This window comes from Bacillus sp. JJ1521, assembly GCF_036965165.1.
In the GTDB taxonomy this organism is placed as follows: domain Bacteria; phylum Bacillota; class Bacilli; order Bacillales; family Bacillaceae_L; genus Ferdinandcohnia.
In genome coordinates, this window is record NZ_JBALOX010000013.1 from 5,037 (window position 1) to 20,187 (window position 15,151).

The 15,151-nt window shown below is 36.6% G+C and carries 14 protein-coding genes; 4 read left to right on the plus strand and 10 right to left on the minus strand.

Annotated features, from left to right (window positions below):
- Nucleotides 1-41 precede the first annotated feature (41 nt).
- On the minus strand, nucleotides 42-1,442 hold the full coding sequence (gene uxaC / locus V7147_RS02880; RefSeq protein WP_335366355.1) for a glucuronate isomerase: 1,401 nt from the start codon (nucleotides 1,440-1,442) through the stop codon (nucleotides 42-44).
- A gap of 331 nt (nucleotides 1,443-1,773) precedes the next feature.
- Between uxaC and V7147_RS02885 the strand changes: the two genes are divergently transcribed.
- The gene (locus tag V7147_RS02885) at nucleotides 1,774-2,766 is read left to right on the plus strand and encodes a LacI family DNA-binding transcriptional regulator (protein WP_335366356.1); all 993 of its coding nucleotides are present in this window, start codon (nucleotides 1,774-1,776) and stop codon (nucleotides 2,764-2,766) included.
- Nucleotides 2,767-2,788: 22 nt separating this feature from the next.
- On the opposite strand, the gene V7147_RS02890 is transcribed toward V7147_RS02885, so the two are convergent.
- The 5 genes from V7147_RS02890 to V7147_RS02910 form a co-directional block, all read right to left on the minus strand.
- Nucleotides 2,789-3,532 carry a response regulator transcription factor gene (locus tag V7147_RS02890; protein WP_335366357.1) on the minus strand — a complete coding sequence of 248 codons (744 nt, stop codon included), beginning with the start codon at nucleotides 3,530-3,532 and terminating at the stop codon, nucleotides 2,789-2,791.
- Nucleotides 3,507-5,357 (minus strand): sensor histidine kinase, encoded by a 1,851-nt coding sequence (locus tag V7147_RS02895; RefSeq protein ID WP_335366358.1) that lies wholly within the window; start codon nucleotides 5,355-5,357, stop codon nucleotides 3,507-3,509. Before V7147_RS02895 ends, V7147_RS02890 begins: the two co-directional genes overlap by 26 nt.
- A 122-nt stretch (nucleotides 5,358-5,479) precedes the next feature.
- Nucleotides 5,480-6,502 (minus strand): TRAP transporter substrate-binding protein, encoded by a 1,023-nt coding sequence (locus V7147_RS02900; protein ID WP_335366359.1) that lies wholly within the window; start codon nucleotides 6,500-6,502, stop codon nucleotides 5,480-5,482.
- A 55-nt stretch (nucleotides 6,503-6,557) separates the two neighbouring features.
- The gene (locus V7147_RS02905) at nucleotides 6,558-7,853 is read right to left on the minus strand and encodes a TRAP transporter large permease (protein ID WP_335366360.1); all 1,296 of its coding nucleotides are present in this window, start codon (nucleotides 7,851-7,853) and stop codon (nucleotides 6,558-6,560) included.
- Nucleotides 7,854-8,351 (minus strand): TRAP transporter small permease, encoded by a 498-nt coding sequence (locus V7147_RS02910; RefSeq protein ID WP_335366361.1) that lies wholly within the window; start codon nucleotides 8,349-8,351, stop codon nucleotides 7,854-7,856. It abuts the gene before it with no gap.
- 251 nt (nucleotides 8,352-8,602) lie between these two features.
- Here V7147_RS02910 and V7147_RS02915 point away from each other — a divergent pair, with 251 nt between their 5' ends.
- On the plus strand, nucleotides 8,603-9,949 hold the full coding sequence (locus V7147_RS02915; RefSeq protein ID WP_335366362.1) for a hypothetical protein: 1,347 nt from the start codon (nucleotides 8,603-8,605) through the stop codon (nucleotides 9,947-9,949).
- 68 nt (nucleotides 9,950-10,017) lie between these two features.
- Here V7147_RS02915 and V7147_RS02920 read toward each other — a convergent pair whose 3' ends face one another.
- The 3 genes from V7147_RS02920 to V7147_RS02930 form a co-directional block, all read right to left on the minus strand.
- Complete coding sequence (locus tag V7147_RS02920; RefSeq protein WP_335366363.1) at nucleotides 10,018-11,043, minus strand: Gfo/Idh/MocA family protein; 1,026 nt, start codon at nucleotides 11,041-11,043, stop codon at nucleotides 10,018-10,020.
- Nucleotides 11,044-11,194: 151 nt separating this feature from the next.
- Nucleotides 11,195-12,154 carry a DUF4097 family beta strand repeat-containing protein gene (locus tag V7147_RS02925; protein ID WP_335366364.1) on the minus strand — a complete coding sequence of 320 codons (960 nt, stop codon included), beginning with the start codon at nucleotides 12,152-12,154 and terminating at the stop codon, nucleotides 11,195-11,197.
- A gap of 3 nt (nucleotides 12,155-12,157) precedes the next feature.
- A complete protein-coding gene (locus tag V7147_RS02930) occupies nucleotides 12,158-12,676 on the minus strand; it encodes an HAAS domain-containing protein (protein WP_335366365.1) in 519 nt (172 codons plus the stop codon).
- A 239-nt stretch (nucleotides 12,677-12,915) separates the two neighbouring features.
- Between V7147_RS02930 and V7147_RS02935 the strand changes: the two genes are divergently transcribed.
- Complete coding sequence (locus V7147_RS02935) at nucleotides 12,916-14,109, plus strand: sensor histidine kinase (protein WP_335366366.1); 1,194 nt, start codon at nucleotides 12,916-12,918, stop codon at nucleotides 14,107-14,109.
- Complete coding sequence (locus V7147_RS02940; protein WP_335366367.1) at nucleotides 14,110-14,760, plus strand: response regulator transcription factor; 651 nt, start codon at nucleotides 14,110-14,112, stop codon at nucleotides 14,758-14,760.
- Nucleotides 14,761-14,814: 54 nt separating this feature from the next.
- On the opposite strand, the gene V7147_RS02945 is transcribed toward V7147_RS02940, so the two are convergent.
- Nucleotides 14,815-15,151 (minus strand): C-terminal helicase domain-containing protein (locus tag V7147_RS02945; protein WP_335366368.1); only part of this gene is annotated, 337 nt, incomplete at its 5' end.

The following is a 15,151-nucleotide window of genomic DNA, read 5'->3' on the forward strand; positions in this document are numbered from 1 at the left end:
AGGCTATAACTTTATTCAGTCAGGGCTGAATAAAGTTATTATTAAAACTCAAAGTATTCCTTTGCGTTGTTATAGCAGATTCCTTTAACAACATCTCCGAGTAAATCCATGTCGTTTGGAACTTCACCGTTTTCTACCCATTCTCCGATTAGGTTACATACTAATCGACGGAAATATTCATGTCTTGTGTAAGAAAGGAAGCTTCTTGAGTCTGTTAGCATACCGATGAAACGGCTGAATAGGCCAAGGTTTGCCAATGCTTTCATTTGCTCAAGCATGCCTTCTTTTTGATCATTGAACCACCAAGCTGTTCCGAATTGCATTTTACCTGGTTTTCCTCCACCTTGGAAGTTACCAATTGTTGTTCCAAGGATGTAGTTGTCGTTTGGATTTAATGAATACAGAATGGTTTTTGGTAATGCATCTTCTGTATCAAGTGCATCAAGTAATTGGTTTAATGGACGTGCTAATTCACCATCATTAATGCTGTCATAACCAGTGTCAGGCCCTAGCTTCCCAGCCATTCTTGAGTTGTTGTTACGCAATGCGTGAATATGTAGCTGCATTGCCCAATCGCGTTTTGCATATTCTTTTCCTAAGAAAACTAAGGTATAAGATTTATACTTAGTCTCGTCTTCGACAGAAACCTTTTCACCTTTGATCCCTTTTTCAAATGCTGCTGCAGCTTCCTCTTTTGTTGAGTGCTCATACATCATTGTATTAAGAGCGTGGTCAGATACGCGTCCACCAAGTGAATGGAAGAATTCAATTCGGTTTTCTAATGCTTGTAAGAAATCATCATAGTTTGAGATTTCAATACCGGAAACTTCACTTAGTTTTTTCACCCAATCAGCAAATGTGTCTTGGTTGATTTCTAAGCCTTTGTCAGGACGGAAACTTGGCAAAACTTTTACATCGAAGCTTGCGTCTTCTGCAATAAGCTTGTGGTACTCTAAAGAATCAGTTGGGTCGTCAGTTGTACAAACCACTTCTACATTTGATTTTTTAATTAAGTCTCTCGCTCCGAATCCTTCACCAGTAAGCTTGCTGTTTACTTTTTCCCAGATAGCAGGCGCTGATTTTTCATTTAAAATTTCATGAACATCAAAGAAGCGTTGAAGCTCAAGGTGAGTCCAGTTAAATAACGGGTTTCCGATTGTCATTGGAACGGTTTTCGCCCAAGCTACAAATTTATCATAGTCAGATGCATTACCTGTAATGTATTCTTCCTCAATCCCGTTTGCTCTCAAAGCTCTCCATTTATAGTGGTCACCATATAGCCATGCTTCAGTAATATTTTTGAAGGTTTTGTTTTCATAAATTTCCCCGGGACTTAAATGGCAGTGATAGTCAATAATCGGCATATCCTTTGCAAAATTATTGTACAACGCTACTGCAGTGTCATTTGATAATAAAAATGTTTCATCCATAAATTTTTTCATCTTGTCCACCTGCTTTTTATTTTTTATAGTAACCCAAACGGTAAGAAATAAATAATGGAATTGCGGATCACTTTTATTAAAGTCTATAAATCCATTATTTTGGTTAAACCATATATAAAGCTTAAGCAATCGTTTTCAAAGCTTTATAAAAAGAAATAACAACGTTGTTATTCCATCTTCATCTTAAAATAAACAATGACCGTTTTCAAGTCCTTTTACGGATATTTTTAAAAATCAACTGTAAAAAGAGGATAATTAATGATATTATTTTTATAGTTTTATCTCTTTTAATAATAACGTTGTTAATCACTCAAATAATAGGTGGTTTTTCATGAATATTACGATTAAGGATATCGCTCAAGTGGCTGGTGTGAGTTACTCCACTGTCTCAAAAGCGTTAAACAATAGCCCGTTAGTAAAACCTGAAACGAAAAATAAAATTATGAAAATTGCTAAAGAGCTTGGATATGAGCCAAACCTTGCTGCACAACAGCTTGTTTCAAAGCAATCAAAGGTAATTGGTTTAATTTGGCCAACCCTGGAACGAATTGCCCCTTCAACTCTAGTCTCGAAAATCAATGAAGAAATCCGGGCAAACTCCTACTCGATGATCTTATCAATCAGCTCCATCGAAGAATCGCTAGAAATGTTTAAGCGGTATCAGGTGGATGGGGTCATTGTATTTGATGAGCAGAATTATCACGTCCTTGATATGATACAAATTCCACTTGTTACTTATGGGGTTAGCCGAAATCATAACCATTCTGTCATCGATGTAAATTATCAGGCGGCGATGGAAATGGCGGTAGAATATTTATATCAGCTTGGGCACAGAAATATTGCCTATATAGGTGATTTTTCCCCAATTGATGATCGACAATCCGAGAAATTTCTTGGAATCAAAAAAGCAATGACTAGCTTTGACCTCCCCATCACCACTCAAAATTTTATCAATACTGCTGGACTTGAATGGTATGACGGCTATGTAGCTACAAAACGATTGCTTTCAAATTCGTCCAAACCAACCGCAATCATTGGTTCAAGTTATGATATAAGTGCTGGGGTTGTTCGCGCATTGCGAGAGGCAAACTTCATTATCCCAAAGGATATTTCTGTGATAAGTTACGATAATATCCCACAAATGGCGAATTTAGAGATACCTTTAACGAGTGTTGGTGTACCTGTCGAGGAGATTGCGAGAAATATGGTGAACACTCTTTTAACCCGAATACAGACAAAGGAAATGACACCAACTATCAAACAATTAACTCCAAAAATAAATGAACGAATTTCCTGTGCCGTAGCAGGCATAGCAAGAGGCTAGATTGTGTTAATCTAGCCTCTTTTTATTTATTCGCAGTGGTTGATTTACGGTAATCAGACGGAGATTGTCCCGTAATTTTTTTAAAATTATTACTGAAGTAAGCCACATCTGCATATCCCAGTCTGTCCGCAATTTCGGACATTCTTAAGGTTGTGTTAGCTAGTAACTTTTTACCCTCTTGTATTTTAATTTCGGTCACATAATCAACAAATTTTTTATTCAGTTGTTGCTTGAATAATTGGCTTAGATAGCTTGGATTCATGTGAACATGATTTGCAGCATCCTTTAAGTTCACTTGGTTTATAGGTGTTTTCGAAATATATTCTAGTACCTTCTCAATTGAAGATGCTGGAAGATTTTCTTCCGTTACGTCGTTTTCTTTGCCTTTATTGCTTGTGTTTTTTTTCAACCATTTTTCGAGACATGCTCTTAATTCTTCCTCATCGATAGGCTTTAATAGATAGTCAAATACACCGCTCCGAATCGCCTGCTGCACAAATTGAAATTCATCATGAACACTTATGACGACAACATCCATTATTTTATTTAAGTGACCTAGTTCTTTTACTAATTGGATGCCATCCATAACCGGCATACGAATATCTGTAAGGATTAAATCTACCTCATTTTCTTTTACCCAATCTAGTGCTTCAAGGCCGTTGCTGCATTCATGAACGACTTGTATTGGCAAATTTAATTGATTAATTGTCCAAATTAATGCCTTACGTACCCATCTCTCATCATCCACGAGTAAAATCGTTTTCATTTGACTCCACATCCTTATTTTCAATGAGAGGTAATGTGATATTTACTTCTGTACCTATCCCTTTTTGACTTACTATGGACACTCCAAATTGTTCACCAAATAGATATCGGATTCTTTGATGGACATTCATGATTCCTATATGCTGTCCGTCTAAGCTAATTGAACTTTGCTGTAAATTTCGGTTTAATTCTTCTAAAACTTTCTCATCGATGCCTTTTCCATTATCGATGATGCGAATGATATAGTTTGCATCCGAGGATAATTCTACCTTAATGGTAATACTGACTTTTTCAAAATTTGTTCCGAATGCATGCACAAAGCAATTTTCAAGGATGGGTTGGAGGGAGAATTTCACAACCCTCTGCTCCTTAACCCAATCAGGAATATCAAATGAATACATAAATCGTTCCTCAAAACGATACTTTTGAATCTGCAAATACAGCTCTGCAACTTTAATTTCTTCACCAAAACTCACAATTGGTGAATTATTTCTTAAATTATAGCGTAATAGCTTTCCAAGTGAGTACGAAATGCTTGCAATCTCCTCTTTTCCCTCTTCAAGGGCCATACCCCTAATCGTTTCAAGTGAATTATGCAAAAAATGCGGATTAATTTGTGACTGAAGAACCCTTAATTCGCTCTCTTTTTTATTAAGTGATAGCTCTGCTTCCTTAAGCTTTGATACATAAACTTCCTCTAACAAATTCGAAAGTCTCTCAACTGTATTATTAAATCCACGTGATAATTGACCAATTTCATCACTGGTTTCTACTTTCACTCTTCCGCTTAAGTTTCCAACTTCAACCTCTTTCATATAACGCTGCAATCTTCTTATAGGTCGAACGATTCTAAGTGTAAAAACTGTCCCCCAAAAATAAGCGAAAATAAGTGAAATAACGATTGTCCATGTAATAGCAGTTCGAATTTGTTTGATTGGATCACTTAAATCCTGGTATGGAACGGCTGAAAAAAATCTCCACCCTAGATTTGAAGAAAGTGAGTAGGAGACGAATTCCTTTTGCCCGTTCTCAATAATTAATGAACCACTTTCTTGTTCATCAAGGTTTAATAGTTGATTGTATTCAACCCTTGTACCCAGCTTTTGTGAATTAGGATGATACACATAGTGTCCTTTGTTATCCAGGATAAAAAAGTATCCATTTTCACTTAATGTGACCAAACTCGAAATTTCTCTAATTCTCTTGAAATTGATATCGATTACAAGAATACCTACTGGCTTAAATGTATTTGGATTGAATAGTCGTCTGACGAGAGAAATAACCGGTACCTCTTTGTCTTTAATTTTTAACGTCCTACTTACTAGCATGACCATGCCGTTCTTAGGTAAAGATGAGTACCAATATTCATCTTCTATTTTTGACGCTGGGTAATAATTACGCACCCCTAGTGTATCGATTACAAGCCCATTGTCCAGTATGGCGGTAATATTTGAAATGTCAGGTCGTGAATATGCAGCATTTTTCAAGACACTTCGAGCTGCTTCATTCACTTCTCCGCTGGATATTGCCTTATTCGTTCTTAATAAGGTGTTAAAGTCTGGTGAGTTAATAATTTTTAAACTCGTTATTTCAAAATCCTGTTCATAATATTCGATATGCGTCTCTACCTGCTCCATTATTTGTCTGCTTGATTGTTTGAATTCTTCTTCCAATTGAATGGAGGAAGTCCTATAGGAAATTAACCCGACGGCTAGAACTGGAAAAACCACAAGAATACTAGAAAAGAAAAAAAGCTTTGCCATTATTGATTTATTTTTTAATAAAATATAACGCTCAATAAATTCTGTCATTTTATTTCCTAGCATTCTCATTATTTCCTTTCCGACAAGTCTAGATGTCCTCTTATCTATACATCATAATGAAAAATGCCTACCTAGTAAATAGATGATACTCCTAGGTAGGCTGTCTTTCATATTAAAAGTCGTAATTATTTTACTTCTTCTACTGCTTTAGCAAGTTCTGGGTATTTTTTTGTAAACTCATCGACTACAGGTTTAACAGCTGCCTGCCAAGGTGCTAGATCATTAACCTCAGTGATTGTTACACCTGCATCTGTAATCTTTTGTAAAGATTTTTTCTCATAGTCAGCCCATGCTTGTCTTTGTGTTTCAACTGAGTCAAGAGCAGCTTGTCTGATAATTTCTTGATCCTTTTCAGAAAGCTTGTCCCACCCTACTTTACTCATTAATAATATTTCTGGAATACGTTGATGACCATCCATAATGATATGTTTTGCTTCTTGGAAATGGTTTGATGAGTCAAAGCTTGGTAAGTTGTTTTCAGCACCATCAATGATTCCTGTTTGTAGGGCAGAGAATACTTCTCCATATGGCATTGGAGTTGCACTTGCGCCTAATGCTTCTAATAATTTGATATTCGTTTCACTTTGTTGAACACGGATTTTTAATCCATGTAAGTCTTCAAGACTTGTTAAAGGCTTAGATGAGTAGTAATTACGAGATCCTGAATCATAATAAGCAAGACCTTGCATTTTTGCATCTTGTAAACCATCTAATAAAGATGTTCCAGTTTCACTATTTAAGAAGTTCCATAAATGCTCATCATTATCGAATAGGTAAGGAACTGAGAATACCGCTAATTGAGCGTTAAATTCTGCTAATGGACTTGCATTTGTTCTTGCAAAGTCGATCGCACCTAGTTGAACCTGCTCAAGAACTGATTTTTCATCGCCTAGCTGTCCGGAAGGAAATACTTCAACTGTAATTCTGCCGTCTGTTCTTTCACTTACTAAATCAGCAAATTTTTGGTCCCCAATAACTGTTGGGTAATCTACTGGGTGGTTATCCGCTAAGCGTAGTGTAAGCTTAGCTTCTTCTTTTTTAGAACCATCATTAGACGATCCAGCTTTATCTTGTCCGCCACATGCCGCAAGAACAGATGTAGCTAAAAGCGTAGTTGCGATAATACCGAAAAACTTTTTGCTTTTCATTCTGTTATCCCCCTAAATGTATGTTTGATTTTTTATAATTACACCTAACTCATGGTCAGCCTGCCATTAGATTTGGAAGCCACATTACAACCCCAGGAACATAGGTGATAATTAATAGAACGATTAATAGTGCATAGAAGAATGGCATCATAGCCTTTGTACCTTGGGCGATCGAAACCTTACCTATCGCACAACCTACAAATAAAACGGTTCCAACTGGTGGTGTTAATAATCCAATACCTGCATTAAGGATTAGAATAATACCAAACTGTACCGGATCCATACCAAAGCTTGTCACTACTGGTAAAAGGATTGGTGTCATGATTAAAATCATTGGTGCCATATCCATTGGCGCACCTAGTAAAAGTAAGATAACGTTAATGATTAATAGAATGATAATTGGATTATCAGAGATACCTAGTAATAAATCTGTTACTGCAGCCGGGATTTTTAAGAAAGCTAATAACCAACCAAATGCTGCTGAAGCGGCAATCAAGAAGAAAACCATTGAAACTGTTTTAAGTGTTTTCTTTAGGATTGGCCAAATCGTTTTAAAAGGTGCATCACGATAGATACCAAACGCTAAAACGAAGGAATATAAACAAGCTAATGCTCCAGACTCAGTTGCTGTAAAGATCCCACTCATAATCCCGCCTAAAATAATGACTGCTGGGCTTAAAGAAAGAACCCCGTGAAGAATAGTACCCCCGATTTGATTTCTAGGGATTGGTTCTGCTTTTTTATATCCACGCTTTACTGCAATGATATAACCTGTAATACATAGGGCAGTTAGCATCATGATTCCAGGAACAATTCCAGCCATAAATAAGCTAGCAATGGAAACCCCCCCTGCTGCTAGTGAGTATAATACTAAGTTATGACTCGGTGGTACTACTACCCCTTGGATAGCGGATGCGATAGTAACACCTACTGCATAATCAGCTTCATACCCATTCTTTTTCATCATTGGAATCATAACAGACCCTACTGATGAAACGTCTGCTACAGCAGAACCAGAAATATTTCCGAAGAATAGTGAGGCTACGCTATCTACCATCGCAAGACCCCCACGTATTCTACCAACCAATAAGGTTGCAAAGTTAACAATCCTAGTAGCTAATCCTCCGGCACTCATGATTTGTCCAGTTAAGATAAAAAATGGAATTGCCAGTAGGGAGAAGGAGTTGATCCCTTGTACCATTTGTTGGCCGATAACCGGTAATGGTATATCTAAATAAATGACTGTTAGTAATGATGAAATAACGAGTGTGAGTGAGATTGGAAATCTAAACAAGATCAACAGAACGAAACTCGACACTAAAATAATAATTGCGATCGTGGAGCTATCCACTTACATCCCCTCCTCCAAGTCTTTATATCTTGCTGTATCCACATTGAATAGATGCAATAGTCCGTATAAACATATCATGACCCCTGTAACTGGCATGGTCAGATACGTAGCACTACTTGGAAGTTTTGTTGCTGGAAGAGTTGAGTCCATCATCAGAACCGTAAAATGCCATCCTTGAACTACAAGATAAATTCCAAAGGCTAAAACACTTAGATGAATAATAACATCTAATACTTTATTAAACCCTTTTGGAAATAAATTCGTGAAGGAATCAATACCTAAATGAACGTATTCGCGAAAACCAATCGCAATTCCCATAAAAGCAAACCAACCTAATAATAAGAGTGTAATTTCTTCGGACCAAAAAAATACGAAGTTAAAGAAGTATCTAGTGGCAACCTGCATTGTAACAATAACTACAAGACACACTAGGGTTAAAAGCGTAAACTTTTCGAAAACGTTATCAATTAATGAATATATTTTTTTCAATAGATTCATCTGTCTCCCCCCTTTTTTCTAAGAAAGCGTTTTCTCATCTCAAATATTACTTTTTTAAGAATATTTTTAGAATGTTATTTTTTTAGGGAAATTTGTGTTTTTTTTAGGTGAGGAAAAAGAACATGGTATATATAGAGGATTTTGAGAAATATAAGTATGTGGTGGATTTTATATTTCGTACACAATCAATTCTCTGACTGCTATAATGTGGTTATTCACTTGAAAACGCAGAGATACGTAGGAGCGGTCACATGTTATATTTATACGGCTTATTATTTATATCTTACTTTATTAATCTACTCATGAATGTTGAATGGCTTTCCTATTTTATTGGGATCTTAGCAATGGTTGCATGGCTTGTCTCCATTAAAGGATCATCCAAGCTTTTTAGCACGATCAGTGTTATTTTTGTTGGGACTGGTGTCTTGGTCTTTTTCTTTGAGGGCAGAGGTATAACTGAGTTTCCATTGTATATGACATCAATGATCCCGCTTTTAGCTATCTTTTATGTACTTCCATTTATTAATTCCATTATCATTGTCGGCCGTTATGACCAACAAGTTAGTAAACTATTAAAGGTCCGCATCCATCATCTGGGACAATTGTATGGGCGGACATCGATTGTGACCTTTTTATTAGGTGGGTTTTTAAATCTTGCAACTCTTCCTCTTGTAAAGGCTGTGATTGAAAAAAATGTATTGCAGTTTAGTGAAAAGGTACGAAATAAATTTATCGCTCAAGCGATGCTTAGAGGGTATGTATTAAGTATTGTGATTTCCCCAATGGAGTTACTTGTCATTTTAACAATCGAATATACACATATTCCATATTTTCATATTTTACCCTGGTTAATCGTATTTACTATGATATTGCTTTTCATAAATTGGCTCATTGGTCATTTTTCTTATAAGAAAAATAACCTCGTTGAAGAGGGCAAGCCCATTTCCTCAACTAGTCCCAAACATTTGATGAAACAAAAGGTCTTTTCTTTAGTGATCTATTTAATATTGTTTATGATTGTAATTGTGGGTGTGAATCATCTTTTAAATATTGGATTTCTACAAACCATTGCCATCGTGATTGTTCCTTTTTCATTTCTATGGGCGATTATGATTAAACGGTTAAAATCCTATGTGACATACGCTATTCCATTATGGAAAACGCGAACGATTGGATTAAAGAGCAATATGGTTCTCTTTTTAGGGGTTGGATTTTTTACAAGTAATTTAGGGGATTCGAGTTTTATAGATTACCTGCAGGAGCCTTTTACAAAGTTGAGCCACTATCCGTTATTCTTATTTTTATTCATTCAGGTTCTATTCCTTGTCCTTGCACTTACCGGTTTTCATCCATTGGTTACGTTAAGTATATTAACGGCCATAATAGAACCAATCATGCAGATTGTGGATCCTTTATCATTGAGTTTAGTTTTAATTACATCGGCTTTATCAACAACGATTGCTGGACCATTTAATGTTTCCGTTTCCATTACTGGAGATTTATTACATGTGAATTCATATAAGGTGTCGTTATGGAATATGGGCTTTGCCTTTTTATTTAGTGGCATCGGAACCATTATTGCCTTATTTTTATTATAAAAAAAGCCCTGCCTCAGTTACATTCTGGGGCAGGGCTGCTTCATATCTGCTTCACACACTTTCTCTCGTTAAAGCTTAACCGGTCTTCCTGCTCTTGCTGATTGGTAAATGGCCAATATTAATTCAAGTGATTTTTTCGCTTCTTCACCGGTCACAAGTGGCTTCCGATTTTCCAAAATTGCTTGAACCACGTCTGTATATTGTTTGACGAAGGATTCATTTGATTTTACGAGATTCGAGGACACATTATTTTCAATATTACTTTGTTTGTTCTCGTATTCCAAACCACTTTTAAACTTCCATTCCTTCACATTGTCGTTTTCAATGATAACACTTCCATTTGTACCAAAAATATCAAGTGTAGTCGAAAAGCCAGGATATGCAGTCGTATTCCCTTCGATTAGGCCAAGCGCACCCGATTTAAATTTCACTGTCGCGACAGCAATATCCTCAACTTCGATGCGTTCATGTGCACGGGTAGCTGTATAGGCATGAACCTCATCAACTGGACCCATTAGATAAAGGAGAAGATCAATATAATGGATGGATTGGTTGATTAATGCACCCCCACCGTCCAATTCCCATGTACCACGCCACGCACCGCTATCATAATATTCCTGTGAACGATAGATCGTTGTGCGAGCAGCCCCAAAGTTTAATTGCCCAAACTCGCCTTCATCCAATACCTTTTTAACATCTTGAACGGCTTCATCGAAACGATGCTGGAAAATACAGCTTAATGTGACATTTGCATTTTGACATGCTTCAATGAGTTGATTTGTTTTTTCTAAAGTAATATCAATTGGTTTTTCAACAACTACGTGCTTGCCCGCCTTTGCAGCAGCAATTCCTAGTTGGGCATGGGTACCACTTGGCGTCACGATAGCAACCATATCGATTCCAGCATTAGTTAAAAAATCTTCGTAATCTGTGTAAGCCTTTAGATTGTATGTATCTGCCATCTTTTGAACCGTTTCCTTATTACGCGAGTAGACCGCAACAAGTTCAGCGTTTGCCACTTCATTTATGCTTTTTATATGGGTATTCGCAATGCTTCCGGATCCGACGACTCCGATTTTTAGCTTGTTTGACATGATACCATCCTCCTAAAATAATACGATTACTACCATTAGTATAGGCTCTTTCATTTTAAAATGTAAACGTATATCATTTGAATAAAATGAAAAAGGATAAACAACTACTCACAGTTTTGTTTACCCTTTTTCGCTACATTTTGTACTGTATTTATCTTATTTCAAAGTCACCAGAGCTTGTTCTTGCAGTAATCTGATATCCCCCTACTCCGATTTCACCCAGAATGCGGTGATCTGATTTTTCGGAGAACTTTATTCCTTCAATGTTGGCAATTCCATCGCCAGAACTACTTTTATAATCAACAGCCAAGGCCTCAGGTATTTGTACAAAGCTTACATCGATATCACCGCTGCTTGCTTCCATTGAAATATTACCTGTGATTTCTTCTGCATCAATTGTAATATCCCCAGACGATGTGTTGATGTTCATTTTTTCAGAAGATTGATTATTTGACTCAATATCACCACTACTTGTAAGAAATTCAATTTCCTTTGCCTCATTCTTTATTGCCGTAATATCACCGCTACTCGTTTCAATGTCAATCACATTTCCGACCGTATCTTTTACTTTAACATCACCGCTTGATGCTTCGAGATTTAGGCTTCCTTTAATTACACTTTTCATTATTTCAATATCACCAGATTCGGTTATGATAACCATTTCTTTAGAATTCATTTCTTCCACAACTATATCACCTGAAGATGCATTAATTTGAATAGAGTCATACATTTTTTCCGGAACTTTAATATTAAGGCTTACACGTGTGAAATTAAACATCATAAATTGGAACTTGTTTTTCTTTTCCATTGAAATTTCTACTGTATCCCCGTCTTCGTCAATATCGAGCTTGTATAGTGCTTTACTCTTTTTACCTACTTTCCCTGAAAACTCAACCTCAACCTGATCTTTCTTTGTAGGAATAACATTGACATCAACAGATGGTGAATCAATGATTATAGTAGTAATCCCTTCAGCAGAAACCTCTTGTTTCTCATTGACATCTACTGAACTAAAGGTAAAAGCCTCTACCCCAGAATTATTCAATGTAATAATTACGCCTAAAACTCCAATCAGCACAAGAATTAACGCTCCATACATTATTTTTCTCATTATTTATTCTCCTTTTATTAATCGTAAATTCCAATTCACATACATGGCAAAAATCTTATATAGTCCTTTACCCGCTTTTACCATTCCAACACCAAGCGCAAGGCCGATTCCGCAGAGCAGAATCGAAATAAAAAATTCCAAACCAGTGAACCCTCCGGTAAAAACCTGTGTTACAACTAAAAGTGGCGATACCACAAAGCAAAAAGACACAATCCAAAGAGATACATAGGTGGAAATGACTGCAATCGCTGGACCCAATACAAAAATACTGTTAAATAAAATCAGGCTGATTAAAGCAAGTATCATTCGTCCGCTATTTCGATAAGATTGTTTTTCGACTAAATGAGGTACTTCAGATGTATCTTCTAATGCAACTGACTCCATAAGACTTGAATTCGGGTTACGATTTTCTTTTGCTACATCGATAAGATCCTCATATAATTCAATCAGCTTTTCACGATCATCAGCCGGCAGCCCTTTTAGACGTTCTTCCAAATCCTGAAGCATTTTGTCATTATTCATGTTTCTCGATCCTTTCTAACTTCCTATGACCTTATCATACAAGGTAAAAGTCATATGACTATAGTGAAGCCAGTCACAATATTTGTAAGTGAATGATAATATGACGGAATGCTCCACTTACTTTGTAAAAAAAGATATGCATGTATGTCATTTTTTTAATTTATAGGCTACTAGGTTTACCTAATTTCTTGTAATATAGGTAGGGATAGGAAAAAAGTCTTGTAGATTGAGGTGTGGATATGAAAAAAACAGACCCTGAGTGGATCTGGATTGACTGGTTTATTTTTTTTCTAAGGCTTTGCTGGTATCTATCCGGCTTGCTCTATTTCTATATGAATGCTGATGCTCTGGGTGATTTACCATATCTATTATTTATTGGTATTTTAACAGCTTGTTATCTTGTACCACATCTGTTTTGGAGGCCAGGTTATAAAAATCCTATCCTTTACCCAATCTCCGAGCTCGTCCTTGCAGGTGGAGCATCAATCTATGTAAATATCATTTTACAGGTGAATCTTGGTCTCTCCATGATTTTTATGTCCTTTATAATGATTGGCTACCTAGCTACAAAGAAGACTGTTAGATGGACATTTCCAATATTTCTAATCATCTTCCCATTGCCCCGTCTATGGTCACTGGACTTTGTTTCTTATTTGCTACAATACTTTGATATTTTTATCTTCTTAGGCTTCGGCACTTGCTTCAATTATGTTATCCAATCACAACGTAGAACAGATCGAATCATTGAAGAAAATAATAAGCAATATCGGTTGATTCAAGAACAGAATAGGGTGTTACAGCAATATGCTGAACAAATTGAAAAAGTCACTCTGCTCAAGGAACGGAATCGACTTGCAAAAGAGCTTCATGATACTATCGGTCATCATTTTACCTCTGTTACAGTTGGTCTTGATGCTGTTTATTACTTACTTGAAACGGATGTTGAGAAAGCAAAACAAAGGATTGAATTATTAGCTAACGTTTCACGTAAGGGCCTGCAGGATATTAGAAAGCATATCCATGAAATTGCCCCCTCTGAAAATGAAGAGATATTATCGATTTTATTGGAACAAATCGCTACCGATTTCAAGGTGAATACTGATACGGATGTTCAGTTCCATAAGCATGGAACCGAATATCCGGTTTCAAATTCAATTAAACTTGTTTTTATTCGCTGTTTACAGGAATCACTTACAAATGCAAAAAGGCATGGTGCTGCAACAAAAATTGTCATTCATTTTCTTATTTCACATACCGACATTACTTTATCTGTTGAAAACAACGGGACCCCAATAGAGTCAATAAATCCCGGATTTGGTTTAACGGCAATGAAGGAACGGATAGGAGAATTACATGGAAATTTTACGATTACAAATGGAAAACACCGGGGAGTTAAGTTAACAATTTCAGTACCTATAAAGGAGGTAGTCTAAATGAGTATTATTAAACTCTTACTTGTGGATGACCAGGAGCTCATTCGGGAAAGCCTATCCATTGTGTTGAGTATGGATCACGAAATTGAAATTGTTGGATTGGCGCAAAATGGTATTGAAGCTATCAGCCTTTGTGAACAGCATAAGCCAACAATTATTCTTATGGATATTAATATGCCTGAAATGAACGGTATTGCTGCAACCAAAATAATCAAGCAGCGTTGGCCAGATATCAAAATTATCATCTTAACTACCTTCCAAGAGGTGAACCATGTTATTGATGCGTTAAAGATAGGTGCAGAAGGTTATTTGCTAAAAGCGATACATCCAAAAGATTTACTTTCCGGCATAAAACTAATCCATAAGGGCGGCACACTGCTTCCACAAGATTTAGCAAAACTTCTCGTCCAACAAATTAACAGTAACGAAAACTCTAGGACTCAAGAGAACACGACAAGATACAATTTAACAGAGCGTGAAGAAGAGGTGCTTGAATGCCTTGCTTTAGGGCTTAGTAATAAACATATTGCGCAAAAGTTGTTTTTATCAGAAGGTACCGTCAAAAATTACATTTCTAATATTTATCATAAATTAGACGTGAAGGACCGGTTCCAAGCAGCATTAAAAGCTCAGCAGGAAGGGCTAATCTAAATGGTTCCTGAACGAAAACAAACCATCCTACTTGGGATGGTTTGTTGAACTAGTTTATGATTTTCTGTTTTTATTAGTAGTAGGGGATTTTCGCGGTTTAGGTGATACTTTTTTATCTTCGCGAGCGTCCACTATCTCCCCCTTGTAGAAATCCTTTTTACTGAATGTAATCCCCAGATCATGCCCCATTTTTTTAAGGAAGCTTTCCTCACGTGCGTTCACAATGGAGATGACTACACCCTTTTTCCCCATTCGGCCTGTTCGACCTGAGCGGTGAACATATTGTTCTGTAGTTTTCGGAAAATCAAAATGGATCACATAGGTAACATCTTGAATATCAAGGCCCCTTGCCGCTACATCAGTTGTCAGCAATAATGGAATTTTTCCAGCA

Coding starts and splice junctions, on each gene's coding strand:
- uxaC (WP_335366355.1), bottom strand. CDS start 1,442: ATGAAAAAATTTATGGATGAAACATTTTTATTATCAAATGACACTGCA.
- V7147_RS02885 (WP_335366356.1), top strand. CDS start 1,774: ATGAATATTACGATTAAGGATATCGCTCAAGTGGCTGGTGTGAGTTAC.
- V7147_RS02890 (WP_335366357.1), bottom strand. CDS start 3,532: ATGAAAACGATTTTACTCGTGGATGATGAGAGATGGGTACGTAAGGCA.
- V7147_RS02895 (WP_335366358.1), bottom strand. CDS start 5,357: ATGCTAGGAAATAAAATGACAGAATTTATTGAGCGTTATATTTTATTA.
- V7147_RS02900 (WP_335366359.1), bottom strand. CDS start 6,502: ATGAAAAGCAAAAAGTTTTTCGGTATTATCGCAACTACGCTTTTAGCT.
- V7147_RS02910 (WP_335366361.1), bottom strand. CDS start 8,351: ATGAATCTATTGAAAAAAATATATTCATTAATTGATAACGTTTTCGAA.
- V7147_RS02915 (WP_335366362.1), top strand. CDS start 8,603: ATGTTATATTTATACGGCTTATTATTTATATCTTACTTTATTAATCTA.
- V7147_RS02920 (WP_335366363.1), bottom strand. CDS start 11,043: ATGTCAAACAAGCTAAAAATCGGAGTCGTCGGATCCGGAAGCATTGCG.
- V7147_RS02925 (WP_335366364.1), bottom strand. CDS start 12,154: ATGAGAAAAATAATGTATGGAGCGTTAATTCTTGTGCTGATTGGAGTT.
- V7147_RS02930 (WP_335366365.1), bottom strand. CDS start 12,676: ATGAATAATGACAAAATGCTTCAGGATTTGGAAGAACGTCTAAAAGGG.
- V7147_RS02935 (WP_335366366.1), top strand. CDS start 12,916: ATGAAAAAAACAGACCCTGAGTGGATCTGGATTGACTGGTTTATTTTT.
- V7147_RS02940 (WP_335366367.1), top strand. CDS start 14,110: ATGAGTATTATTAAACTCTTACTTGTGGATGACCAGGAGCTCATTCGG.